We start from the raw sequence: 24,888 nt of genomic DNA on the forward strand, positions 1-24,888 counted from the left end.
GTTTACAACGCCTTGCCTGGCTGATCCGTAGGGGCGCTGAACATCTGCTTCATCTGGGCCGAGAACGGCACATTCAAATTCAGCGTCTTGGCCACAATCGGCGACTCAAACCATTTCACGTAGAGTGTTTTGGCTTCCCCTGATGCCATCAAGCCCGTCAGGGTGGTGTCCACCATACGTTTCAAGCCGGGGTTATTTTTCGGCATGATCAACGCCAGGTGTTCAACCACCAGCACGTCCTGCAAAAACTGATAACGCGCAGGCTCGGCGGCGCCCGCCATTAATGGGGCAACCACTACTTCATCAAACACCAGGCTGTCGGCCTGGTTGTCGACCAGCAACTTGAAGCCCTCGGTCAGGTTCCTGGCATGCACTTTTTTAAGGCTCCAGCCTTTGCGCTCTTCAAGCTGCTTAACCACCTCACCCACGGTGGTACCGTCGACGATCACCACGGATCGGCCATTGAGTTGCTGCAAGGTGTCGAGCTTTTCGCCCACCCTGCTCACCACTTTAATCGAGGCAGCAAAGGTTGAAACGCTGAAGTCGACCTGTTTCTGACGCTCTGGCGTGTTGGTGGTGGAGCCACATTCCAGGTCCACCGCACCGCTGCTGACGGCCGCGATACGGTCTTTGAAACGCAAGGGCTTGAAGCTCAAGGCCAGCTCGTCAAGCTTCAGGCTCTGCTTCAGGTCATTGGCGATACGCCGACACAAATCGATGGAATAACCCACTGGTTCGCCAGCCAGGGCTTGATAAGAGAACGGCAGGGCTTCCGTCGGATAACCGATCACCAATTGTTTGTTTTCGCGGATTTTGTTCAACACCGCATCGTTTGCAACCACGCCAGCCGACAGCACGCATAACGAAAGGAATAAGGCACCTTGCAACTTCATGGTTCGTCCCACTCAGTGAAATAATCTGAGTGTTTATACGTAGCGTTTGGGGGCACCTCTGTAGGGTTCGTCTGAATGCGTAGCGAGACTATTGCAGTTGCAAGGTCGAATTGAACTGACTGATCGCATCTACCACGTGCCGAGAACCTTCCTGGATCTCCAGAATCACCTGCCCCGCTTCATTCGCCAATTCCACCCCAAGCCCTGTGCGGCTCAGGCTTGACTGCATGCTCGACACCGCGCTCAACGACAGGTCGTGGTTTTTGCGCACCACCTCCACAATCTCGACGGTGGCCAGGCTGGTGCGCGCCGCGAGGCTGCGCACCTCGTCCGCTACCACGGCAAACCCGCGCCCATGCTCGCCTGCCCGCGCCGCTTCGATGGCCGCATTGAGCGCCAGCATATTGGTTTGCTCGGCAATGCCGCGGATGGTCTGCACGATGGCGCCGATGATGTCCGACTGCTTGTTTACCGCGTCGATGCTCTGTGCGGCATGGTTAAGGTCGTGGGAAATTTCCTGGATGATCTGCACCGTTTGCTGCACCACCTCCGAGCCTTTGCGTGCGCAGGCATCGTTTTGCACTGACGTGGCGTGGGCCGAATCGGCGGCGGTGCGCAACGTAGTGATTTGGTCGGTGATGTCGGTGGCAAATTTCACCACTTTGTACAGGCGCCCACTGGCGTCGAAAATCGGGTTGTAAGACGCTTCCAGAAACAGCGTTTTGCCGTATTTGTTTTTACGTTCGAAACGATGGGAGTGGTATTCGCCGCGGTTGAGCGAGGCCCAAAATGCCTTGTAAGCCGGGGATTCGACTTCGCTGCGTGGGCAGAAAATACTGTGGTGTTGGCCAATGATTTCATCCAGTGAGTAGTTCACCGTCCTCAGAAAATTTTCGTTAGCGTTGAGAATCTGGCCTTGAGGCGTGAATTCGATCATCGCCATGGAGCGGCTGATGGCGTCGATCAGGCTCTGGTTTTCGTGCTCATGGTGAACCCGCGCGGAGATGTCCGAGGCTATTTTGATCACACTTTGCACGCGGTTATCGCTGCCCAGCACCGGCAGGTAGCTGGCTTCGAGCCATACTTGCTGGCCGCGCTTGTTCAAGCGCATGAAGGTGCCGCTGAATGCCTCGCCCCGCGCAAGGTCGCGCCACAACTGGGTGTAGGCCTCGGTGTGGGTGTAGGCCTCGTCGCAAAAGAGCCGATGATGTTTGCCGCGGACTTCGTCCGCGCTATAGCCCATGGTTTTGCAAAAGTTGTCATTGGCGTCGAGTACCACGCCATTGCGGTCGAACTCGATCATCGCCAGGGAGCGGCTGATGGCGGCGAGTTTGGCGTTGGTTTCGGTGAGGGCACAGGAAAAACGTTCGATTTGTTGCAGGTCGGATTTGTGATGGCGGCTAAACATGGTCAGATCACCCTTGATTCCCGGCGCCGGAAGGCGGATTCCATTCATATTTTGGACAGTGCTGACAAACCTGTAACGGCACACAACATCCGAAACGCTGTATGGGCTGAACGTTATCTACAGTTATGGGTGAGCATAGACAGGCCCATGCGCTATGCAAGACCACTAGTCAGGCGGCTTTTTTTCAACACAGCGCTGACGGCGGTCGAGGAAAACGGGGAAGGGGTTTCAAGCGATCAACAGCAACCGGGTGGCCGTTGACGGGTAATCAGTCGCTCAGAGCAGGTGTTTCCTGCTCTGGGCAGTGAGGCGGGGAAATCTTGCAGATCGTTGGGTTCCAACCGTGTCACTCAGTGGCCGAACAGGCCTGCCTCGGATTTTTTGGTCTTCTTGTCGGCGCGTTTTTCATCGGCGGTTTTTGCCGGTTTTTTCTTCGCGGCTTTCTTTGAATCCATACCTTTGGCCATGATGCATGCTCCACTTACAGGGGGATGTAGCAGTGGGTATACCACCTATTGCCGGGCAGAAGGCGCTTATAATCTTTGGCCCTTGATAACACTCGCTTGAAAACCATGCCCGAATTGCACATCGAACCGCTGGCAGAGCCGCTGTGGCCGCTGCTGAACAAGTTTTACCGCAGCCATGATTCGTCAATGAAGGCCATGAAAGGCGGGCGTTTATGGGTGGCTCGCGACAGCCAAATTGTGGCCGGCCTGTGCCTGAGCCCGGTGGTGGGCGGGCAGTGGCTGACCGGGGTGTTTGTCGACCCGGCCTATCGCGGCCGAGGGTTGGCAGCGCGCATGATTGCGCAGGCCGCGACCAGTGTGGACGGTACGCTGTGGCTGTTGTGCCATCCCGACCTGGAAGGCCTGTATCAGCGCATGGGCTTCACGCAGGACACGCTATTGCCACAATCGCTCAGCGAACGGTGGGCGCGCTATAAACGCAACAAGCCAATGATCGCGATGGGCTTAGAGCGTTTAGTAAGGTAGACCTTGGATAATGTGTGATCGGCAGACAGAGCGCCCATGCTAGCCTCGGTGGCACAGCGGCCCACTTTTTGGATGATCATGAAAGCGACCTTTGCAGCTCTGTCCCTCACCGCCCTCCTCGCCCCAATGTTCAGCCAGGCAGCCGACACACCCATAACCGACCAGCACTATGCCAGCGTACTCGCCGGCAGTTGGCGCGACCCGGCCAACAGCGCGCGCGACGGCTATCGGCATCCGCAGCAGACCTTGCAGTTTTTTGGCTTGCGCGCCCAACAAACGGTCATCGAGATCACCCCCGGAGGCGGCTGGTACAGCGAAGTGCTGGCGCCATTGCTCAAGGACCACGGGCATTACATCGCCGCTGTGCAGGCCGCGAGCAATTCCGAACAATCACTGAAAAAGAAATTCGCCGCCGACCCGGCGCGTTATGCCAAGGCCCACGTGGTTGAGTTCAACCCCAAAGCGCCAGTGTTCGGCAAACCGGCTTCGGCCGACGCCGTGCTGACCTTTCGCAATGTGCATAACTGGGTGGCGGCCGACACCGCAAACGCCACGTTCACTGCGTTCTACCAGGTGCTGAAACCGGGCGGCGTGTTGGGCGTGGAAGATCACCGTGCCAAAGACGGCGCAGACCTTGCGGCCATAAAAGACAGCGGTTACCTGACCACGGCCCAAGTGGTGAAGCTGGCGACCGATGCCGGGTTCACGCTGGCCGCGCAGAGTGAGGTCAACGCCAACCCGAAAGACGCCAAAGACTACCCCGCCGGCGTCTGGACGTTGCCGCCGACGTTGACGTTAGGCGAGCAGGACAAGGCCAGGTATGTGGCGATTGGAGAGTCGGACCGAATGACGCTGCGGTTTGTGAAACCGGCTAAATAGAGGGGGCGAATGTAAACCTGTGTGGGAGCGGGCTTGCTCGCGATGCAGTCAACTCGGTGACCCTGATGGTCCGAGGTGCCTGCATCGCGAGCAATCCCACTCCCACAGAAAGCGCTTTTGCCGGGCTGGCGGTTACTCGTCAGCCGCTGGGTCCATGTCCGGGAACATCACTTCAATAAAGCCGAACTTGCTGAAATCAGTAATCCGCGACGGGTACAACCGGCCAATCAGGTGATCGCACTCGTGCTGCACCACCCGCGCATGGAACCCCTCGGCAACGCGTGTGATCGGCTCGCCCTTGGGGTCAAAACCCTCGTAACGAATCTGCTGATAACGGTCCACGGCACCGCGCAAACCCGGCACCGACAAACACCCTTCAAACCCTTCTTCCAGCACCGGGCTGAGCGGTGTGATCAGCGGGTTGATCAGAATAGTCTGCGGCACGGCCGGGGCGTCCGGGTAGCGTTCACTGCTCTCGAAACCAAAGATCACCAGTTGCAGGTCGACGCCGATTTGCGGTGCGGCCAGGCCGACACCGCCGACGTGTTCCATGGTCTGGAACATATCGTCAATCAGCTGCCACAGTTCAGGGCTGTCGAACATTTCCGGCGGAACCGGTGAAGCAATACGCAGCAGGCGCTCATCGCCCATTTTCAGGATTTCACGGATCATCGATCAGACTTCGTCAGTGGTGGGCTTGGTAGGGTCTCGGCCAAGGCCTGAGACGTGCTGTTTCTCATCCGTGTGAGTGTTCTCGTCGAACTCTTTTTCGCCTACATCCTTGCCTTCAGCCGACATGTGTTCGATCACGGCATTCATCTCTGCGCCCAGCAACAGCACGGCGGCAGAAATATAAAAGTACAGGAGCAAGACGATAATCGCGCCGATACTGCCATACATGGCGTTGTAATCAGCGAAGGTTTTCACGTAATAGCCGAAGCCCAGCGAAGCGACGATCCACACCACCACGGCCAGCACCGAACCTGGGGTGATAAAGCGAAATTTCTGCTCAACATCGGGCATCACGTAGTACATCAATGCCACGGCAAACATCAGCAAAATCACGATCAACGGCCAGCGCAAGATGGTCCACAAGGTGACCACGAATTCCTGCATGCCGATTTGCCCGGCCAGCCATTCCATCACTTGCGGGCCGAGCACCATCAACGCAGCAGCAGCCAGCAGCATGCCGGCAATGCCGACGGTATAAAAAACCGAGAGCGGAAAGCGCTTCCAGATCGGCCGACCTTCGACCACGTCGTAAGCGGCGTTCATCGCACTCATCATCAAGCGCACACCCGCCGAAGCGGTCCACAACGCGATGACGATACCCACCGAGAGCAGGCCGCCCTTGGATTGCTGCAATTGATCGATGACCGGGTTGACCTGTTCCAGCGCCTGCGGTGGCAGCACTAACTCCGACTGCAGGCGCAGCCAGGTAAAGAAGTCCGGCAGGTGCAGAAAACCGATCAGGGCAATCAAAAACAGCAGGAAAGGAAACAATGAGAACAGCATCTGGTAGGCCAGTGCCGAGGCATAGGTGGGCATCTCGTCATCGAGAAACTCTGTAACGGTGCGCACCAGCACTTTGTGCAGCTTGAGGCCTTGTAATACCGGAAAAATCATAGCGTCTCCTTTCGCCGCAAAAAGGTCGAGTTCATCGGCGACTCAGGGGCCGTTTTCTACACCAAGGTAGCCCATTTAGCGACCTTGAAACAATTTCGAAACTTTAACTGCAACAGATGACACAAAAACGGCCATCGATGGATGGCCGTCGGGCTGAGTGACACCAGCCAGCGATTCAGAATTACTTGGTGGCTTTTTTCACGGCGTCTTTGGTATCGCCGACTGCTTTCTGCACTTCGCCTTTCTTTTCCTGAACCACGCCTTCGGCACGCAGCTTGTCGTTACCGGTGACTTTGCCGACACCCTGTTTGATGTTGCCGACAGCTTCGTTCGCTAAGCCTTTTGCCTTGTCAGATGTGCTGCTCATGGTATTTCTCCGAAAGAACAATCTAAGGTTTTTGGTCACTACCTAAAGATTGACCCGAAGCCGTTCAGCAGAGTTTCAATTATTTTTCAGCGGGCATTTCATCGCAAGTAGAAGGTTTGGCTTTATGTTTTGCAGCCAACCCACGAGAATGCGCGGCACATTCAGGCTATAACGCTGAATAACAGATCCCGTAGGAAGGTTATGAAACTCAATAAAGCACAGGCCATCGCTCGCAGAAACCAGGAACTGGGCGGTGCCGTACTCGGCATGAACAATTGCCACTTCACCGACCTGGACCGCAAACGCAATATCTGGTGGTTTGACCTGCCGGTGGGGCGTATTTCGGTTGGCCAGTACGAGTGGATTCACTTGTTGATGCACAACGCCGAGTCCGACCAGTTGCTGCACCTGAAGGTGCCGACGGCGTTCCTGCGTGAAAAACTCGAAGGGCTGGTGGTGCGCAATGCAGGCAAGCGCAGCCCGGAAATCACCCTGGAGTTGAGTGCAGACAAGGATTCGTTCCTGAAGGACGTGCGCCCGGCTGGCGCCGGCGTGAGCTTCGCGCACCTGGCCCAGTAAACCCAACTGCAGCGGGCTGATCATTCCCACGCTCTGCGTGGGAATGATCATTGTGGGAGGGGGCAAGCCCCCTCCCACATTGGATTGCAGCTTGATCGCGCTACTTTTTCAGGCCGAGCTTTTTGAGCTCTTCATCGCGCAACTCACGACGCAAAATCTTGCCCACGTTAGTGGTCGGCAATGCATCCCGAAATTCCACAACCTTGGGCACTTTGTAGCCGGTGACATTGGCGCGCATGTGTTCCATCACCTGGTCTTTGGTCAGGGTAGCCCCCGGCTTGACCACGATGAAGATCTTGATGTGTTCGCCGGACTTGTCGTCTGGCACACCGATGGCGGCGCACTGCAGCACGCCCGGCAAGGTGGCCAGTACGTCTTCCAGTTCGTTGGGGTAAACGTTAAAACCGGAGACCAGAATCATGTCTTTTTTACGGTCGACGATGCGCATAAAGCCGTCCGGCTGAATGATCGCAATGTCACCCGTTTTCAACCAGCCTTCGCTGTCGAGGATCTCGGCGGTGGCCTCTTCGCGCTGCCAGTAACCCTTCATCACCTGCGGGCCTTTGACACACAGCTCGCCGATTTCACCCAGGGGCAACTCGACGCCGTCATCGTTGATGACTTTGCACACAGTCGACGGCACCGGAATGCCGATGGTGCCGATCTGAATGTGTTTGATCGGGTTGACCGTCGCCACAGGGCTGGTCTCGGTCATGCCGTAACCTTCGCAAATGCTGCAGCCGGTCACCGCTTTCCAACGCTCGGCCGCCGCCAGTTGCAGCGCCATGCCGCCTGACAGCGTGACTTTCAGCGCAGAGAAATCCAGCTTGCGGAAGCCTTCGTGGTTGCACAGCGCCACAAACAAGGTATTCAGGCCGACAAAGCCGCTGAACTTCCACTTCGACAGTTCCTTGACCATCGCCGGTAAGTCGCGCGGGTTGCTGATCAGGACGTTGTGGTTGCCGATCAGCATCATCGCCATGCAATGAAAGGTGAAGGCATAAATGTGATACAGCGGCAGCGGCGTGATCAATATCTCGCAACCTTCATTCAGGTTGGAGCCCATCAATGCCTTGCATTGCAGCATGTTGGCGACGAGGTTGCGGTGGGTAAGCATCGCGCCCTTGGCAACGCCGGTGGTGCCGCCGGTGTATTGCAACACGGCCACATCATTGCTGGCTGGGCAGGCATCGTTGACCGCCTGGCCATGCCCTTTGGCCAGCACGTCGTTGAACTTGATCGCCTTGGGCAGGTGATAAGCCGGCACCATTTTTTTCACGTACTTGATGACGCTGTTGATCAGCAGGCGCTTGAACGGCGACAACAGGTCGGCGACTTCGGTGACGATCACGTACTTGACGTCGGTTTTGGGCACGACCTTTTCCGCCAAGTGGGCCATGTTGGCCAGGCAGACCAGAGCCTTGGCCCCGGAGTCTTTAAATTGGTGTTCCATTTCCCGCGCGGTGTACAGCGGGTTGGTGTTGACCACGATCAGGCCGGCGCGGATGGCGCCGAACACCGCAACCGGGTATTGCAGGACGTTGGGCAGTTGCACGGCGATTCGATCGCCAGGCTTCAAGTCGGTATGCTGTTGCAGGTAGGCGGCGAACGCGCCGGACAATTCGTACAGTTCACCGTAGGTGATTGTCTTGCCCAGGTTGCTGAAAGCCGGTTTGTTGGCGAAGCGCTGGCAGGACTGTTTCAGTACCGCCTGAATATTAGGATACTCGTCTGGATTGATCTCTGCAGCAATCCCGGCGGGGTACTTATCCTTCCAAAAGTCTTCATTCATGGAAGCCCACTCCTCAGCGACGCGAATTCATCATCGCATTTGATGCGATTATTATTGGTGTATGTTTTTTTAAGTGCGCCCGGCGCGTTAGAGCAGGCCGAGGCGTCACAAAGCGCGCCGAGAGTAGCAGCTTTGCCAAGGGCCGCCTAGAGCCAAAATAGGGCTCTACAGTCATAAACATGACTCAAGAATGTTTAATAGTCACTTTTAGAGCAAAAATTCTATAACGCCAAAAAGACCTCTGGAACGGGCATTTCAGGACGATAAACAGCATTGTGGGAGGGGGCTTGCTGCCGGTTGCGCCAGGTCAGTCGATACATCTGGTGACTGTTCCATTGCAATCGGCAGCAAGCCGCCTCCCACAGTTTGAGCGCATTTCAGATCACGCTATGTCGCGCAGCTCCCGACGCAGAATTTTGCCCACCGGGGTCATTGGCAACGCGTCGCGCAACACAATATGTTTGGGCACCTTGTATCCCGTGAAGTTAGCCTTGCAGTACACCTTCAACTCCTCAAGGTTCAGACCTTGGGCGCGCGCCACCACAAACAGCTTTACCGCCTCCCCCGTGCGTTCATCCGGCACGCCGATTACCGCGCAATTGGCCACGGCCGGGTGGGCCATCATCACTTCTTCGATTTCGTTGGGGTACACATTGAAACCCGAGACGATGATCAGGTCCTTTTTGCGGTCGACGATGCGCACAAAGCCGTCATCATCGATCACCGCAATGTCGCCGGTCTTGAGCCAGCCCTCGGCGTCCAGCGCCTCGGCAGTCGCGGCGGGTTGCTGCCAGTAGCCCTTCATGACTTGCGGACCTTTGATGCACAATTCGCCGCGCTCGCCCAAGGGCAACTCGACGCCTTGATCATCAATCACCTTCATTGCCGTGGCTGGCACCGGAATACCCACGGTGCCCAGGCGCGATTTATTGCCATACGGGTTGGTGCTGGCCACCGGTGAAGTTTCGGTCAGGCCGTAGCCCTCGCTGATCGCACAGCCGGTAACCTGCTGCCAGCGCTCGGCGACGGCCTTGATCAGCGCCGTACCGCCGGAGTTGGTGAGCTTCAGATGGGAGAAATCCAGGTGCTTGAAGTCCGGGTGGTCCATTAACGCCACAAACAAGGTGTTCAACCCGAGCAGCCCGGTAAAACGCCACTTTTTCAGTTCCTTGATAAAGCCGCCAATGTCGCGAGGGTTGGTGATCAGCACGTTATGGTTGCCGGACACCATCATGCACATGCAATGCGCGGTGAATGCATAGATGTGATAAAGCGGCAGCGGCGCGATCATCACCTCCTGCCCTTCCTTGATCAGCGGGTGGCCGTGCTCGTCGGTCTGCGACATGCAGGCGCGCACCTGTTGCATGTTCGCCACCAGGTTACCGTGGGTCAGCATCGCGCCCTTGGCCAGGCCGGTAGTGCCGCCGGTGTATTGCAACACGGCGATGTCGTCCAGGGTCACCGGGTGGCGAGTCACACCCAGCCCGGCGCCCATGCGCAACGCGCGCTTGAACGACACGGCGCGTGGCAACGTGTAGGCCGGGACCATCTTTTTAACCTTGTCGACCACGGTGTTGATCAGCCAGCCTTTGGCGGCGGGCATCAAGTCGCCCATCCTGGCTTCGATCAAGTAGTCGATCTCGGTGTCGGCGCACACTTCCTGTACGCGCGAACCGAACAGGTTGAGGTAGAGCAGCGCACGCACGCCGGCATCCTTGAACTGGTGGCGCATCTCGCGCGGGGTGTACAGCGGGTTGGTATTGACCACGATCAACCCGGCGCGCAGTGCGCCAAACACGGCAATCGGGTAATGCAGCACGTTGGGCATCTGCACGGCGATGCGCTCACCGGGTTTAAGGTCGGTGTGCTGTTGCAGGTAAGCTGCGAACGCCGCACTCTGGCGCTCAAGCTCGGCGTACGTCAGGGTGATGCCCATGTTGCTGAACGCCGGACGGTCGGCAAACGCCTTGCAAGAGCGCTCGAAGACTTCGATCACCGACGTGTAGGCGGTGAGGTCGATGTGGCTGGGAACGCCCACCGCGCGTTTGTCATTCCAGAAGTCAGGTTGCATTATTCTTGTCCTCTTACCTGAGTGTGTCCGGCCGCTGCAGCTATAAAAGTGTGCTGCTAAAAAGCGGAGCTCTTGGGGACGGTAGCAGCTATGGCCAACCAGGCAATACAGGAAAGAGCCTCATTTATTGCGTGAATCTTCCTACAACGGCTTGCACTGATCAGGCGCGTCTCATGCGCTGAGCTATACACTGCAATCCCCCTGAGCAAAGGAGCCGCCATGCACCACAGCACCTTCTGGCTGACCGCGAATGACCAGAGCCGCCTGTACGTCAATCAATGGCTGCCCGATGGCCCGCCCAAGGCCTTGGTGATGCTGTGCCACGGCATGGCCGAGCACAGCGGGCGCTACGCGCGCCTGGCCCAAGCGTTGTGCAACGCAGGTTACGGCGTGTATGCAGCAGACCAGCGCGGTCACGGCCGTACCGCCGACCAAGGCACGCTAGGGTTGTATGCCGAACACGATGGCTGGAACACAGTCGTCGGCGACCTCGCCAGCCTCAACCAACACATTGGCCAACAGCAGCCGGGGCTGCCGATCATTTTGTTGGGCCACAGCATGGGCAGCTATATCGCCCAAGCCTACCTGTTGCACCACAGCGCCAGCCTGAATGGGGCGATTCTCAGCGGTTCGAATTTCCAGCCGGTGGCGCTGTACCGCGCGGCGCGGCTGATTGCGCGCCTTGAACGGTCGCGCCAGGGCCTACGTGGGCGCAGTGGCTTGATCGACTTTCTGTCCTTTGGCTCGTTCAACAAAGCGTTCAAGCCCAACCGCACCGCGTTTGACTGGCTCAGCCGCGACCCGAGCGAGGTGGATAAGTACATCAACGACCCACTCTGCGGGTTCCGCTGTACCAATCAACTGTGGGTCGACCTGTTGGGTGGCTTGCAGCAAATCAGCAAAGCGTCCAATCTCGCGCAGATTGATCCAGGCCTGCCGATTCTGGTGATCGGCGGTGAATGTGATCCGGTGAGTGAGGGCAAGCGTCTCAAAAGCCTGGCCCATGCGCTGCGTGAGGCCGGCTGCCAGAACGTGCACTTAAATGTCTACCCGCAGGCGCGTCACGAAGTGTTCAACGAAACCAACCGCGATGAAGTCACAGCGGATGTGCTGACCTGGCTCGACCAGGCTCTGGCGTTGCGCAGGCCGGCCCGCAGTGAATGACTTCTCGTTTAAAATACGCCGTTTAAAGTCAGTCAATTAAATTACCGATTAGCCACAGGATGCACCTTTAGATGACTCAGGTTAGCAACACCCCGTACGAAGCCCTCGAAGTCGGCCAGACCGCCAGCTACACCAAGACTGTCGAAGAGCGTGACATCCAGCTGTTTGCCGCGATGTCCGGCGACCACAACCCAGTGCACCTGGATGCCGAGTACGCCAAGGCGACCATGTTCAAGGAGCGTATCGCTCACGGTATGTTCAGCGGCGCCCTGATCAGCGCGGCGGTTGCCTGCGAGCTGCCTGGGCCGGGCACCATCTACATCGGCCAGCAGATGAGCTTTCAAAAACCGGTGAAAATCGGCGACACCCTGACCGTACGTCTGGAAATCCTCGAAAAGCTGCCCAAGTTTCGCGTGCGCATCGCCACCCGCGTATTCAACCAGCGCGACGAGCTGGTAGTAGACGGCGAGGCGGAAATCCTGGCACCGCGCAAGCAGCAGGTGGTGACACTGACCGAGCTGCCACCGATCAGCATTGGCTGAGTGCAGAACAAAGCGGGAGGGAGCTGGCTGCCGATTGCGGTGTATAAGCCACCGAATACAGTGACGGATACAGTGCTATCGGGAGCAAACCCCCTCCCACATTTGCGCTGCAGGCTAATGCAAAAAAAAGTGGGAGGGGGTTTCCCCCTTCCCACTTTTTGTTACAGCGCAGGGCTTACGACTGAGCGCGAGCCTGGTTACGCAGAGCTTTTACCTGGTCGTGGTTGCGTTGTGCGCCGTGGAACTGACGCTCAACCAAATCACGAATGCCCAGCAGATTGTGCTTGTTGATTTTCTCGATGGCTTCTTTGTAAGCCTTCAGTGCGTGGTCTTCACCGCGCTCTGCTTCGTTCAATACCGCTTCTTCGTCTTTACCGGTCACCATCGACTTCACGTCGACCCAGCCGCGGTGAAGAGCGCCAGCAACACTGCCGGAATCTTCCGGGTCACCGCCCAAGGCTTTTACAGCGGTTTTCAATTCAGCAGCGGCGGTGGCGCAATCAGCTGAACGCTTGGCGAACAGGGCTTTAAGTTCTGGGTGCTTGATGTCTTCAGCACACTCTTGGAAGCCTTTCTGGCCGTCGATGCTGGTTTCGATCAGGTCGTTCAGTACGGAGATCGATTCTTTGTTGATGTCGGTCATTTTTCAATTCCTTATGTGGGTTGAGAAAGCTTGCATGAATGATTGCAGCCCTCGTGCCAGCTTTTTAAAAACTATTTTAATTATATATTTCAATAACTTACGATTAGTTGAACCATCTGCATGTGCGTTTTTTGCATGATCTGTCATTTGGCCTTCATGCAGAATGCCTGTATTTTCGAACACCTCGCCTCAACCGCACGAAGCCCATGAACCCCGAAAAACTCGAACTGCTGATCACCCGCCAAATGCCCTTCGGCAAGTACAAGGGAAGGATCATCGCCGACCTGCCAGGCCCGTACCTGAATTGGTTTGCCCGTGAAGGCTTCCCGCACGGCGAACTGGGCGGTCTGCTGGCGTTGATGCAGGAAATCGATAGCAACGGCCTGGCCGAACTGCTTGAACCGCTGCGCCTGAAACACGCTAAACCCGCCCCCCGCCATTGAGTGAGAGCCCCGCCATGCCAAGGAATGCTGATAACGAAACTCACTGGCAAGCCATCGCCGGGCGCTACGAACTGGAGCCCGGACCGATCAATCTGGAAAACGGCTATTTCGGACGTATGAGCCGTGCGGTGCAAACGCAGTACCTGGAGCACGTGGCGTTTATCAACCGCAGCAACGCGGTGTATGTGCGCCAGCGCTTCGAACAAGGCGAAAACCTCGAGATTCGCCGTCAACTGGCCGAGTTGATCAACGTCGACCCCGCGTCGGTGGCCTTCACCCGCAACGCCACTGAGGCGTTGCAATCGCTGATCCGCAACTACAACCGCTTGGTGCCGGGCGACCAGGTGCTGATCAGCGACTTGGAGTACGACACGGTCAAAGGCGCCATGCGTTGGCTGGCAGGTGCGCGCGGGGTGGAAGTGATCGAGGTGTGCCACACGCACCCGGCGAGTTTCGACAGCCTGGTGCAGACCTATCGTGATGCGTTCGTGCGGCACCCGCGCCTCAAGCTGATGGCGTTAACCCATGTTACCCACCGCACCGGCCTGGTGATGCCGGTTGAGGCGATTGCACAGGCGGCGCGTGAACATGGCGTGGACGTGATACTCGACGGCGCGCATGCCTTGGGCCAGATCGAGTTCAACCTCGCCCAATTGGGCATTCAGTTCGCGGGCTTTAACCTGCATAAATGGATTGGCGCGCCGCTGACCCTGGGTTTTATGTACATCGCCCCGGAGCGCTTGGCCGACATCGACCCGGACATGGGCGAGTTTCACTACCCCGCCACCGACGTGCGTGCACGCACGTCTTACAGCACGCCGAATTTTGCGGCACTGATGACCTTGCCACGGGTGTTTGAAGAGCATCGCGCCTTGGGCGGCTCGGCGGCCAAAGGCGCGCGGGTCAATTATTTGCGCGATGTGTGGGTGAGCCAGGTGCGGCCGTTGCCAGGCATTGAAGTGCTGACCCCGGACGACCCGCAGTTATATTGCGGGATCACTGCGTTCAAGTTTATCGGGCGCGATCAGCAAGCGATGGCAGACCGGTTGCTCAATGAGTACGCGCTGTTTACCACTACGCGCACGGGCGCCGCGTTCGGCAGTTGTATCCGGGTAACGCCGGGCTTGGTGACATCGGCGGCGGACATGGGTGCGCTGGTCAACGCAATCACCGAACTGAGCAGCGAGTAACTGTGGGAGCGGGCTTGCTCGCGATGCAGGCACCTCTGTATCACAGGCACACCGCGTTGAGGCTATCGGGAGCACGCCCCCTCCCACAGTTGGATGCGTGTGAAGCCTGATGTTTTCTGCAGGCAAAAAAAAGCGGCGCACCGATTAATTGTGGGAGCGGGCTTGCTCGCGATGCAGGCACCTCTGTAGGCCAGGCAAACCGCGTTGAGGCTATCGGGAGCAAGCCCCCTCCCACAGTTGGATACGTGTGAAGCCTGAGGTTTTCTGCAGGCAAAAAAAAGCGGCGCACCGATTAATTGTGCGGGCTTGCTCGCGATGCAGGCACCTCTGTATACCAGGCACACCGCGTTGAGGCCATCGGGAGCAAGCCCCCTCCCACAGTTGGATGCGTGTGAAGCCTGAGGTTTTTTGCAGGCAAAAAAAGCGGCGCACCGAGTAATTGCGGGAGCGGGCTTGCTCGCGATGCAGGCACCTCTGTATCACAGGCACACCGCGTTGAGGCCATCGGGAGCAAGCCCCCTCCCACAGTTGGATGCGTGTGAAGCCTGAGGTTTTCTGCAGGCAAAAAAAGCGGCGCACCGATTAATTGTGGGAGCGGGCTTGCTCGCGATGCAGGCACCTCTGTAGGCCAGGCACACCGCGTTGAGGCCATCGGGAGCAAGCCCCCTCCCACAGTTGGACGGGTGTGAAGCCTGAGGTTTTTTGCAGGCAAAAAAAAGCGGCGCACCGATTAATTGTGGGAGCGGGCTTGCTCGCGATGCAGGCACCTCTGTAGGCCAGGCACACCGCGTTGAGGCCATCGGGAGCAAGCCCCCTCCCACAGTTGGATGCGTGTGAAGCCTGAGGTTTTCTGCAGGCAAAAAAAAGCGGCGCACCGACCAAGTGCACCGCAAAAATGCCGTTAAGCACAGCAACAACGATTCGGTGAATCAGATCAATCCAGCAGCGCCAGCGCCTGCGCGGTGACTTCCTGGATGCGTGCCCAGTCGCCGTTTTTGACCCACTCAGGGTCGAGCATCCAGCTGCCGCCTACGCACATCACGTTTTTCAACGCCATGTACTGCTTGATGTTGGCCGGGCCAACACCGCCAGTTGGGCAGAATTTGACTTCGCCGAACGGGCCGCCGAGGGCTTTGATCGCCGCGACGCCGCCGCTGACTTCAGCCGGGAACAGCTTGAAGCGGCGATAACCCAGGCCGTAGCCTTCCATGATGCCGGAGGCATTGCTGATGCCCGGCAGCAACGGAACAGGGCTGTGCACCGAGGCTTCCAGCAGGTCGCGGGTGATGCCGGGGGTGACGATAAATTGCGAGCCGGCGACCTCGGCCGCTTCAAGCATATGGCGGTCGAGCACGGTGCCGGCGCCTGTGCAGAGTTCCGGGCGTTGCTCGCGCAGCACCTGAATGGCCTTGAGGCCAAACTCGGAGCGCAGGGTCACTTCCAATGCGGTCAAACCACCGGCTGCCAAGGCATCGGCCAGCGGCAGGATGTCCTGTTCGCGGGCGATGGTGATGACCGGCAGGATCCGCGCCTTGGCGCAGAGGCTGTCGATCAGGGCAACTTTATTCGCCATGGACACGGTAGGTTGAGGGCTTTTCATAGCGGCTGATCCTTGGCTCATGGGCACCAGTAAATCTCTAATGTAGGTTGCAAAAACGCGCGAATCGGCATGGCAGCAATGTCATCACTGGCCAGCGCGGCGCTCAAGGTGGTCAACTTCGAGCTGCCGGAAATCGACAGCACGGTGTAATGCGCGGTGGCCAGCAACGCGCGACTCATGGTCAAGCGCTGATGCGGCACGGTCGGCGCCAGCATTGGCCAGCAACGGCGAGTACCGTCAGCCTGCAGGGCTTCGTTCAGGTTCGGGCTGTTGGGGAACAGCGACGCCGTGTGGCCGTCATCGCCCATGCCGAGCACCAGCACATCAATGCCCGGCAGCTCTGCCAATTGGCGATCGGCCAGTTCGGCGGCGTCTTCAAGGTTCGCGGCAACGTTGTACAGGCTCAAAAACCTGGCCTTGGCCGCTGGGCCTTGCAGCAGGTATTTCTTCAACAGGCCAGCGTTGCTGTCGGCGTGTTCCACCGGCACCCAACGCTCGTCGGCCAGGGTGATGGTGACTTTGGACCAGTCCAGGCCTTGTTTGGCCAGGTTCAGGAAGAACGCCACGGGGCTGCGGCCACCGGACACCACCAACGTCGCCTCGCCACGCGCACTGATGGCCGCGCGCAGTTGCTCGGCCACGTCATTGGCCAAGCCGTCCGCGAGCAATGCGGGCGTACGGTACTCATGAGCGCTGACGCCCTGAGGCAGTTTCAATTCAGATATCGCCATACCACGACCTCCCATCCCGCGTGATCAGTGCTATCGAGCTCATCGGCCCCCAGGAACCCGCCGCGTACGGCTTGGGCGCATCGCCGGATTTTTTCCACCCGGCGATCAACTGGTCACACCACTTCCACGCGGCTTCGATTTCATCTTTGCGAACAAACAGGTTCTGATTGCCGCGCATTACTTCCAGCAACAACCGCTCGTAGGCATCGGGAATCCGCGCGCTGCGATAGGTGTCGGAAAAATTCAGTTGCAACGGCCCGCTGCGCAGTTGCATGCCCTTGTCCAGGCCCTGCTCCTTGGTCATCACGCGCAATGAAATACCTTCGTCCGGCTGCAGGCGGATGATCAGCTTGTTGCTGATCTGCAAGCGCTGCTCCGGGGCGAAAATATAGTGCGACGGTTCCTTGAAGTGGATAACGATCTGCGACAGCTTTTGCGGCATGCGCTTGCCGGTACGCAAGTAGAACGGCACACCGGCCCAACGCCAGTTGCGAATATCGGCACGCAGGGCCACGAAGGTTTCGGTGTCGCTCTGGGTGTTGGAATTCTCTTCTTCGAGGTAACCCGGCACCGCCTTGCCAGCGCTGTAACCGGCGATGTATTGGCCGCGCACCACTTGGGTGGTCAGGCCGTCCGGGCTGATCGGCGCCAGGGCCTTGAGCACCTTGACCTTCTCGTCACGGATGCTGTCGGCGGACAAGTCAGCCGGCGGGTCCATGGCGATCAGGCAAAGCAGTTGCAGCAGGTGGTTCTGGATCATGTCGCGCAGTTGGCCGGCCTTGTCGAAGTAACCCCAGCGCCCCTCGATGCCTACTTGCTCGGCCACGGTAATTTCAACGTGGGAGATGTAGTTCTGGTTCCACTGGGTTTCGAACAGGCTGTTGGCAAAACGCAGCGCGATCAGGTTCTGGACGGTCTCTTTGCCCAGGTAGTGGTCAATGCGGTAGGTGCGGTTTTCCGGGAAAAACTGCGCCACGGCGTCGTTGACCTTGCGCGACGACTCCAGGTCCGAACCGATGGGTTTTTCGAGGACCACGCGGGTGTTTTCCGCCAGGCCGACCTTGGACAGGTTTTCGCAGATCGCGCCATACACCGCCGCCGGGGTGGCGAAGTAGGCAATCAGACGCTGCTCGGTGCCAGCGATTTCAGCCAGGGCCACGTAGTCGTCAGCCTTCAAGAAGTCGACGTGCACGTAGGTCAGGCGCGCCAGAAACCGCTGGGCGATGCCTTCGTCGAGTTGCTTGCCGACATAATTGCGCAATTCTTTTTCGATATGCGCCATGTGTTGCTGCTCGGAACCGGCTTCACGGGCCAGGGCCAGAATGCGCGTGTCGTCGTGCAGGAGCCCGGCGCCATCAAGTTGATAGAGGGCAGGAAATAACTTGCGAAGCGCCAGATCACCCAACGCGCCAAACAGGGCAAAGGTGCAGGGTTCTACGGTTATCGAAGGCATGATGTTTGTTCTTTTATCAAGTTAAGCTACAAATACCTTTTTTCAAGGCATCACTCAAGGGAAAATGTAGTAATAACCACAACATATTCCCGAATTACGCATTGCGAGTGGTGGTGTTCAGCTACCCTCAGTAGGATAGGCCACCGCAAAAGGCCACTCATCGATTAGTTGCCACCTTTTATTTGCATCGTCGCCCGAAGGAAGACTGAATGGACCGCGTGCGAAATCTTCTGGAGCAGATCCGGAACCGCCTCGAAGAACTCAACAAGGCTGAACGTAAAGTTGCTGAAGTCATCCTGCTCAACCCGCAGCAGGCCACACGCTTCTCGATCGCCGCCCTCGCTCAAGCCGCCTCGGTCAGTGAACCGACGGTCAACCGCTTCTGTCGTTCGTTCGGCGTCAGCGGTTACCCTGAACTTAAATTGCAGCTGGCGCAAAGTTTGGCCAGTGGTGCGGCGTATGTCAGCCGCGCCGTTGAGGCCGATGATAACCCCGAGGCCTACACCCAGAAAATTTTCGGCAGCGCGATTGCCTCGCTCGACAGCGCCTGCCAGGCGCTGGACCCAGCCCTGATCAGCAAAGCCGTAGACTTGTTGATTCAGGCGCGGCAGATCCACTTCTTCGGTCTCGGCGCTTCGGCACCGGTGGCGATGGATGCGCTGCACAAGTTCTTCCGCTTCAACCTGGCCGTCACCGCGCATGCCGACGTGCTGATGCAGCGCATGCTCGCGTCGGTGGCCCACACGGGCGAGTTGTTCGTGATTATTTCCTACACCGGGCGCACCCGCGAGCTGGTGGAAGTGGCGCGTATCGCGCGGGAAAACGGTGCTTCGGTGCTGGGCGTAACCGCAGAGAACTCGCCGCTGGCCAAAGCCAGTACGGTGAGCCTGAATATTCCGCTGCCCGAAGACACCGACATCTACATGCCGATGACCTCGCGGATCATCCAGCTGACGGTGCTGGATGTGTTGGCGACGGGCATGACATTGCGCCGTGGCGTGGATTTCCAGCCGCATTTGCGCAAGATCAAAGAGAGCTTGAATGACAGCCGGTATCCGGTGGGGGATGAGTTTAACTAGGCCTGAAGGTGTAGTGATGGTACTGGCCTCATCGCGAGCAAGCCCGCTCCCACATTTTGACCGAGTTCCAGCGTGGAATACCGTCAACTGTGGGGCTTGCTCGCGATGGGGCCATCAGCCACCCCGCTAAACCCCAGCCCTGGCCTGCAAACTCAAATGCGCCCTCTCCCCCGGCGCCAGGCTGGCGCCCGCCATCGCCGACTCTACGCACACAAACCCCGACGCCTCATTGAAGCTCACGCCGAGCAACGGCTGCCGGCCGGGGTGCCACACCACGGTGTCGGCGCTGTTGCCGGTGTCGATGCACAGTTCGCGCTGCCAGGCGTGGTCTTTGAGGTGCAATTCACCGTCGTGCTGAAACACCCGCTGGCACCCGCCCTCCACGCGCAACTCGCCTTCCTGCTGGCAAACCTGACGATTGAGTTGGTCATAACCTTGTGCGCCATCGAGCCCAGACAGCGCTACCTCGCCGACGTTGCCAATCCGCCAATAGGCGTGCAAAGCATGGCTCAGTTGGCACGGCAGTTCGTCCTGATGCTCGGTGCACAGGCGCAGTTCCAGGGTTTCGCCCAAGTGCGCGTGCAGGTCGACCTGCCAGTCGCACAGCTGCAACTGCCAGTGCAGGCGCACGCCGTCGTCGGCGGTGCTGCTGTGGAGCAATTTCCAGTCGATCAAACGCGCCCAGCCATGCGATGGCCACGCGTTTTCGCACGGATGGCGCCCATACCACGGCCAGCACACCGGCACACCGCCACGAATGGCGCCGACTTGTGGCCATTTGGCTGCGCACCACAGCCAGGGTTTTTGACCTCGCGGCTGGAAGTGCAGTAACTGCGCGCCCTGGCGACTGAACACCGCCTGGCACAGTGGATGGTCGATCACCAACACGTCACGCATCTGAAAGCGCTCCCAAGCGAACACCGGTTGCTCGCGCAGGGACTTGAAAAAGCGTTGCAGCGGATGCTCATGCATGTGCCACGGTCCTGAATATCTTCACAGTGCAACGCAAAAAAAGCGGGTAGCCATGGCTACCCGCAAAATGCGCACAGAGAGAAGGAGCTTATCGCAACAGCGTTAGAACTGAGACTGAATTTTCAGGCCCGCTACCAGCGCGTTGTCGACTTTGTCCACGCCGCCCGGGTGGGTGACGTATTGCAGGTTAGGGCGCACGGTCAGCCAGTTGGTAACGTGGAAGCCGTAGTTGACTTCATAGTTGTATTCGGTAGATCGCAGTGGCGAGAAACCGGCCTGGCTGTAGTCGGTAAACCCACCCGCATCGTTGGACAACTCGGCGTTCTTTCTCACGTCATCGTTGACGTGCAAACGCGCAGCGCCGATGCCGACGTCATCTTTTGGACGAGCATCGAATGGGCCTTTGTACACCAGCATCAGCGACTGATAGTTGTCGACGAGGTTGGTTTCCTTGTCGTGGAACGTAGCGTTGGCAGCGATGTTCAGGCCGCGCGAAGCGTCGCCGTTATGCGTGGTGAGTTGCTGTTGGGCAACGAACCAGTAGCCTTTTTTGCTGCTGTGGGTACGGTAGGCCTGGCCTGTGGTGGCAGCGTCGTTGCCGTTAACGTCTTCACGTACGTCGGCAGCGTCGGCGGCGCTTTTGTAGTAACCCACACGGTATTCGCCCGGCAGGTTGTTAACCTTCGGCGACCAGACCAATTCCACCGGAATCACGGTGCCCTTGGTGCCGCTGCCGCTGAGCTTGAAGCCGTTGCCGTGCTCCAGCTGTGATGGGTTCTGGTTGTAGGCACCGATTTGCGCATACAGCTCAGGCGTGATGTTGTACTTCACGCGGATAGCCGCCTGGCTGACTGGCCAGTTGTACCAGGTGTTTACATAGTTACCGACCTGCGAACCGCAGAACGACAGGTTCTGGAAGTCGCACGGGAAGGTGTTGAAGTCTTCGCCTTCACCGAAGTAACCGAGTTTCACGTCCAACTTGTTGTCGAACATCTGGTGCTGAATCCAGAACTGCGTCAGACGCACCATGTGGCCTCGGCCATACACTTCTTGAGACGAACTCAAGGTGCCGGCGCGCGGGTCACCAATACGGTCATTGGAAATGTTCTGGCCATTACGGTTGGTCAGCTGGATCTTGGCCTGGGTGTTATCCCAGCCCCACAGCTTTTGCAGGTCCAGTGCTACGCCCAGACCGAACTGGTCGGCGTAACGGGCAGTTTTGTCGTTGTTGAAGCCACCGTGCAGGTTGCCGCCAACTTCGCCCACGTAGTCAGCCTTGATGTCGATACCTTGCTCGATCAGCTTGGTACGCTCGCCGCCCCAATCGCCGGTCATCCACTTGGAATCAGCGCTGAATGCATCGGCCGCCATCGCATTGGCGGACAGTACAAGGGCGGCGGCTGCTGACAGTTGGCAGATCAGCCGGGTATTGTTCTGGTGCTTTTTCATCCCTACATCCTCGTCTTTATTGTTATTAAACTGTTTTTATCTAACGCGGTTTACTTTTTTTTCAATTAAAACAACAACTTATTCGTTTTTACAGCGCTGTAGCGCCATCGCGGGCAAGCCCGGCGATCTCCGGCACAGGCAACGCAGCGACGGTACCGAGGCGCTCGCCGGTCTTGGCATCGAACAGCAATACCTTGGCCGGGTCGAACTGCAGGGTCAGGGTCTCGCCAACCTGCGGAGCAACATCCGGCGCCAACCGGCAGCACACCTTGGTGTCGTTGAGCTGCACGAACACCAGCGTGTCCGGGCCGGTCGGTTCAGTGACCTGAACTTCGGCGCGGATACTCGACGAACCATTGCCCTCGCCGGTCGCCAGCACGATTTGCTCCGGGCGCAGGCCCAGGATCACATCGCGGTCTTCAAGGCCGGCGTCGTTCATGCTCAGCGGCAACTCACAACGAGCCTGGCCGCTGTCGAGCACGGCCACCAGGCGAGCGTCCTTGCGTTGCAGGCGCAGAGGAATGAAGTTCATCGGTGGTGAACCGATAAAGCTTGCCACAAAAAGGTTGGCCGGGTCGTTGTAAATCTCTTTCGGCGTACCAAATTGCTGAATGATGCCGTCCTTCATTACCGCCACTTTATCGCCCAGGGTCATCGCTTCGATCTGGTCGTGGGTGACGTAGACGGTGGTGGTTTTCAGACGCTGGTGCATCAACTTCATTTCGGTGCGCATCTCAACGCGCAATTTGGCGTCGAGGTTGGACAACGGTTCGTCGAACAGGTAGATCTTCGGCCGACGCGCCAAGGCACGGCCCATGGCCACACGCTGTTGCTGGCCGCCGGAAAGTTGGCCCGGCTTGCGGTTAAGCAGGTGTTCGATTTGCAACAGCTTGGCCACGCGCGCGACTTCGGCGTCGATGTCGGTCTGGCTCATCTTGCGAATTTTGAGGCCGAACTCGATGTTCTCGCGCACGCTCATGGTCGGGTACAGCGCGTAGGACTGGAACACCATGGCGATGTCGCGGTCCTTGGGGCTCATGCCGCTGACGTCCTGGTCACCGATCATGATGGCGCCGCCGGTAATGGTTTCAAGCCCGGCGATGCAGTTCATCAGCGTGGATTTGCCGCAACCCGAAGGGCCGACCAGAATCAGGAATTCGCCTTCTTTGATCGACAGTTCGATGTTCTTCAAGGTGTCGGGCAGGCCGGCGCCATAGGTCTTGTTTACATTGCGAAGTTCAAGCGTAGCCATGATTACCCCTTGACCGCGCCGGCCGTGAGGCCGCGCACGAAATACTTGCCTGCGATCACATAGACCAGCAGGGTCGGCAGCCCGGCGATCATCGCCGCCGCCATGTCCACGTTATATTCCTTGGCCCCGGTGCTGGTGTTGACCAGGTTGTTCAGCGCTACCGTAATCGGCTGCGAGTCACCACTGGAGAACACCACACCGAACAGGAAGTCGTTCCAGATCTGAGTGAACTGCCAGATCAGGCAGACCATGATGATCGGCGTCGACATCGGCAGGATGATCAGGCGGAAGATCGTAAAAAAACCGGCTCCGTCGAGGCGCGCGGCTTTGATCAGCGCATCCGGAATGCTCACATAGTAGTTACGGAAGAACAGCGTGGTGAACGCCAGGCCGTAGACCACATGGATAAACACCAGGCCGGTGGTGGTGCTGGCCAGGCCCATCTTGCCGAGGGTGAACGAGGCCGGCAGCAGCACGGCCTGGAACGGCAGGAAGCAACCGAACAGCAGCAAACCGAAGAACAACTGCGAACCCCGGAAGCGCCAGAACGACAGCACGTAGCCGTTCAGCGCACCGATGGCGGTGGAAATCAGCACCGCCGGAACGGTGATCTTGATCGAGTTCCAGAAGTAGCCATCAACCGTGGCCCAGGCCTTGACCCAGCCAATACCGGTGACCACGGTCGGCCAGCTCAGCAGGTTGCCGGTGCTGATGTCTTCCGGGGATTTGAAGCTGGTCAGCAACATCACCACCAGCGGCACCAGGTACAGCAGCACCGCGAGGATCAGCACCGCGTAAATCGCGATGCGACTCAGGCTGATGGCCGGTTTGTTAGCGAGACTAGTCATTACGCTTGGTCCTCAGCTCGGAGTACAGGTAAGGCACGATGATCGCGAGGATCGCGCCGAGCATCAGGATTGCACTGGCCGAGCCCATGCCCATCTGGCCACGACTGAAGGTGAACGAGTACATGAACATCGCAGGCAAATCGGACGAGTAGCCCGGACCGCCGGCGGTCATTGCCGCTACCAGGTCGAAGCTCTTGATGGCGATGTGCGCGAGGATCATCACCGCACTGAAGAACACCGGGCGCAGGCTTGGCAGCACCACGCTCCAATAGATGCGCGGCAGGCTGGCGCCGTCGATCTGCGCTGCACGAATGATCGACTGATCAACACCGCGCAGGCCCGCGAGGAACATCGCCATGATAAAACCGGAGGCTTGCCATACAGCGGCAATCACCAGGCAGTAGACCACGCGGTCCGGGTCGATCAGCCAGTCGAGACGGAAGCCTTCCCAGCCCCAGTCACGCAAGAGTTTGTCCAGGCCCATGCCCGGGTTGAGCAGCCATTTCCAGGCCGTACCGGTCACGATCATCGAGAGCGCCATCGGGTACAGATAAATGGTGCGAATGAAGCCTTCGCGACGGATTTTCTGGTCGAGAAAAATCGCCAGCGTCACGCCGATCACCAAGGTGATGCCGATAAACATGCCGCCGAAAACCGCCAGGTTCTTGCTCGCCACCCACCACCGATCGTTGTCGAACAACCGCTGGTATTGCGCAAGCCCCGCCCATTTGTAACTTGGCAGAAACGTCGACGTGGTGAACGACAGAACGAACGTCCACAGGATGTAGCCGTAAAAGCCCACCAGAACGATGAACATGCTGGGCGCCAGCACCAATTTAGGTAGCCAGCGCTGCAATGCATCTAACGGCGAGGCCTTGCTGAACACAGCAACAGAACTCATGGGAAAATCCAACA

The 24,888-nt window shown here is 58.2% G+C and carries 24 protein-coding genes and 1 pseudogene; 8 read left to right on the plus strand and 17 right to left on the minus strand.

The features are described from left to right. Nucleotides 1-2: 2 nt before the first annotated feature. The 3 genes and pseudogenes from ACOZK9_RS00095 to ACOZK9_RS00105 all read right to left on the minus strand — a co-directional run. Nucleotides 3-893 (minus strand): amino acid ABC transporter substrate-binding protein, encoded by an 891-nt coding sequence (locus ACOZK9_RS00095; RefSeq protein ID WP_058414418.1) that lies wholly within the window; start codon nucleotides 891-893, stop codon nucleotides 3-5. Nucleotides 894-981: 88 nt separating this feature from the next. Continuing rightward, nucleotides 982-1,554, minus strand: a complete 573-nt coding sequence (locus ACOZK9_RS00100) for a methyl-accepting chemotaxis protein (protein WP_421555313.1) — start codon at nucleotides 1,552-1,554, stop codon at nucleotides 982-984. Between the two features lie 18 nt (nucleotides 1,555-1,572). Next, nucleotides 1,573-2,349, minus strand: a pseudogene (locus ACOZK9_RS00105) (PAS domain-containing protein); the annotation flags it as partial. A gap of 524 nt (nucleotides 2,350-2,873) precedes the next feature. Here ACOZK9_RS00105 and ACOZK9_RS00110 point away from each other — a divergent pair. Together ACOZK9_RS00110 and ACOZK9_RS00115 are read left to right on the plus strand one after the other, a co-directional pair. Then, entirely contained in the window at nucleotides 2,874-3,293 is a 420-nt protein-coding gene (locus ACOZK9_RS00110) for a GNAT family N-acetyltransferase (protein WP_421555061.1), read from the plus strand. 78 nt (nucleotides 3,294-3,371) lie between these two features. Then, nucleotides 3,372-4,172: a class I SAM-dependent methyltransferase gene (locus tag ACOZK9_RS00115; protein WP_421555062.1), complete on the plus strand. Its 801-nt coding sequence runs from the start codon at nucleotides 3,372-3,374 to the stop codon at nucleotides 4,170-4,172. Between the two features lie 132 nt (nucleotides 4,173-4,304). Here the strand turns inward: ACOZK9_RS00115 and def are convergent, their stop codons facing one another. From def to ACOZK9_RS00130, 3 genes are all read right to left on the minus strand, one after another. After that, nucleotides 4,305-4,844, minus strand: coding sequence for a peptide deformylase (def, locus tag ACOZK9_RS00120; RefSeq protein ID WP_122251643.1), 540 nt, complete (start codon nucleotides 4,842-4,844; stop codon nucleotides 4,305-4,307). Between the two features lie 3 nt (nucleotides 4,845-4,847). Further along, entirely contained in the window at nucleotides 4,848-5,798 is a 951-nt protein-coding gene (locus ACOZK9_RS00125; RefSeq protein WP_122251642.1) for a YihY/virulence factor BrkB family protein, read from the minus strand. Nucleotides 5,799-5,979: 181 nt separating this feature from the next. Next, complete coding sequence (locus tag ACOZK9_RS00130) at nucleotides 5,980-6,165, minus strand: CsbD family protein (protein WP_058414423.1); 186 nt, start codon at nucleotides 6,163-6,165, stop codon at nucleotides 5,980-5,982. 201 nt (nucleotides 6,166-6,366) lie between these two features. Here ACOZK9_RS00130 and ACOZK9_RS00135 point away from each other — a divergent pair, with 201 nt between their 5' ends. Further along, on the plus strand, nucleotides 6,367-6,744 hold the full coding sequence (locus ACOZK9_RS00135; RefSeq protein ID WP_058414424.1) for a hypothetical protein: 378 nt from the start codon (nucleotides 6,367-6,369) through the stop codon (nucleotides 6,742-6,744). Between the two features lie 100 nt (nucleotides 6,745-6,844). Here the strand turns inward: ACOZK9_RS00135 and fadD1 are convergent, their stop codons facing one another. Together fadD1 and fadD2 are read right to left on the minus strand one after the other, a co-directional pair. Further along, nucleotides 6,845-8,536: a long-chain-fatty-acid--CoA ligase FadD1 gene (gene fadD1, locus ACOZK9_RS00140; protein WP_058414425.1), complete on the minus strand. Its 1,692-nt coding sequence runs from the start codon at nucleotides 8,534-8,536 to the stop codon at nucleotides 6,845-6,847. A gap of 382 nt (nucleotides 8,537-8,918) precedes the next feature. Continuing rightward, entirely contained in the window at nucleotides 8,919-10,607 is a 1,689-nt protein-coding gene (gene fadD2 / locus ACOZK9_RS00145; protein ID WP_421555063.1) for a long-chain-fatty-acid--CoA ligase FadD2, read from the minus strand. A gap of 219 nt (nucleotides 10,608-10,826) precedes the next feature. Here fadD2 and ACOZK9_RS00150 point away from each other — a divergent pair, with 219 nt between their 5' ends. Both ACOZK9_RS00150 and ACOZK9_RS00155 read left to right on the plus strand, forming a co-directional pair. After that, nucleotides 10,827-11,771, plus strand: a complete 945-nt coding sequence (locus ACOZK9_RS00150; protein WP_421555064.1) for an alpha/beta hydrolase — start codon at nucleotides 10,827-10,829, stop codon at nucleotides 11,769-11,771. Nucleotides 11,772-11,842: 71 nt separating this feature from the next. Further along, nucleotides 11,843-12,313: a MaoC family dehydratase gene (locus ACOZK9_RS00155; protein WP_058414428.1), complete on the plus strand. Its 471-nt coding sequence runs from the start codon at nucleotides 11,843-11,845 to the stop codon at nucleotides 12,311-12,313. A 175-nt stretch (nucleotides 12,314-12,488) separates the two neighbouring features. Here the strand turns inward: ACOZK9_RS00155 and ACOZK9_RS00160 are convergent, their stop codons facing one another. Beyond that, on the minus strand, nucleotides 12,489-12,956 hold the full coding sequence (locus ACOZK9_RS00160; RefSeq protein WP_058414429.1) for a ferritin-like domain-containing protein: 468 nt from the start codon (nucleotides 12,954-12,956) through the stop codon (nucleotides 12,489-12,491). A gap of 206 nt (nucleotides 12,957-13,162) precedes the next feature. Here ACOZK9_RS00160 and ACOZK9_RS00165 point away from each other — a divergent pair, with 206 nt between their 5' ends. Next, nucleotides 13,163-13,399 (plus strand): DUF3820 family protein, encoded by a 237-nt coding sequence (locus tag ACOZK9_RS00165; protein WP_058414430.1) that lies wholly within the window; start codon nucleotides 13,163-13,165, stop codon nucleotides 13,397-13,399. Between the two features lie 14 nt (nucleotides 13,400-13,413). Further along, entirely contained in the window at nucleotides 13,414-14,589 is a 1,176-nt protein-coding gene (locus ACOZK9_RS00170; RefSeq protein WP_421555065.1) for an aminotransferase class V-fold PLP-dependent enzyme, read from the plus strand. Nucleotides 14,590-15,523: 934 nt separating this feature from the next. Here ACOZK9_RS00170 and ACOZK9_RS00175 read toward each other — a convergent pair. From ACOZK9_RS00175 to zwf, 3 genes are read right to left on the minus strand one after another with little or no spacing between them, the layout of a single operon-like run. Next, nucleotides 15,524-16,189 (minus strand): bifunctional 4-hydroxy-2-oxoglutarate aldolase/2-dehydro-3-deoxy-phosphogluconate aldolase, encoded by a 666-nt coding sequence (locus ACOZK9_RS00175; protein WP_421555066.1) that lies wholly within the window; start codon nucleotides 16,187-16,189, stop codon nucleotides 15,524-15,526. A gap of 17 nt (nucleotides 16,190-16,206) precedes the next feature. Next, nucleotides 16,207-16,920: a 6-phosphogluconolactonase gene (gene pgl / locus ACOZK9_RS00180; protein WP_421555067.1), complete on the minus strand. Its 714-nt coding sequence runs from the start codon at nucleotides 16,918-16,920 to the stop codon at nucleotides 16,207-16,209. Further along, entirely contained in the window at nucleotides 16,907-18,373 is a 1,467-nt protein-coding gene (gene zwf / locus ACOZK9_RS00185) for a glucose-6-phosphate dehydrogenase (protein WP_058414434.1), read from the minus strand. Before zwf ends, pgl begins: the two co-directional genes overlap by 14 nt. A 218-nt stretch (nucleotides 18,374-18,591) precedes the next feature. On the opposite strand from zwf, the gene ACOZK9_RS00190 reads away from it, so the two are divergent. Continuing rightward, nucleotides 18,592-19,452: a MurR/RpiR family transcriptional regulator gene (locus tag ACOZK9_RS00190; RefSeq protein ID WP_172979352.1), complete on the plus strand. Its 861-nt coding sequence runs from the start codon at nucleotides 18,592-18,594 to the stop codon at nucleotides 19,450-19,452. A gap of 126 nt (nucleotides 19,453-19,578) precedes the next feature. Here ACOZK9_RS00190 and ACOZK9_RS00195 read toward each other — a convergent pair whose 3' ends face one another. The 5 genes from ACOZK9_RS00195 to ACOZK9_RS00215 form a co-directional block, all read right to left on the minus strand. Next, the gene (locus tag ACOZK9_RS00195; RefSeq protein WP_421555068.1) at nucleotides 19,579-20,424 is read right to left on the minus strand and encodes a D-hexose-6-phosphate mutarotase; all 846 of its coding nucleotides are present in this window, start codon (nucleotides 20,422-20,424) and stop codon (nucleotides 19,579-19,581) included. A 102-nt stretch (nucleotides 20,425-20,526) separates the two neighbouring features. Continuing rightward, nucleotides 20,527-21,873, minus strand: coding sequence for a carbohydrate porin (locus ACOZK9_RS00200; protein WP_421555069.1), 1,347 nt, complete (start codon nucleotides 21,871-21,873; stop codon nucleotides 20,527-20,529). Between the two features lie 88 nt (nucleotides 21,874-21,961). Next, a complete protein-coding gene (locus tag ACOZK9_RS00205) occupies nucleotides 21,962-23,125 on the minus strand; it encodes an ABC transporter ATP-binding protein (RefSeq protein ID WP_122250868.1) in 1,164 nt (387 codons plus the stop codon). Nucleotides 23,126-23,127: 2 nt separating this feature from the next. Next, entirely contained in the window at nucleotides 23,128-23,973 is an 846-nt protein-coding gene (locus tag ACOZK9_RS00210; RefSeq protein WP_058414439.1) for a carbohydrate ABC transporter permease, read from the minus strand. Beyond that, nucleotides 23,966-24,874 (minus strand): carbohydrate ABC transporter permease, encoded by a 909-nt coding sequence (locus tag ACOZK9_RS00215; RefSeq protein WP_058414440.1) that lies wholly within the window; start codon nucleotides 24,872-24,874, stop codon nucleotides 23,966-23,968. Before ACOZK9_RS00215 ends, ACOZK9_RS00210 begins: the two co-directional genes overlap by 8 nt. Nucleotides 24,875-24,888 lie beyond the last annotated feature (14 nt).

Source organism: Pseudomonas kitaguniensis (assembly GCF_049199985.1).
GTDB lineage: Bacteria > Pseudomonadota > Gammaproteobacteria > Pseudomonadales > Pseudomonadaceae > Aquipseudomonas > Aquipseudomonas kitaguniensis.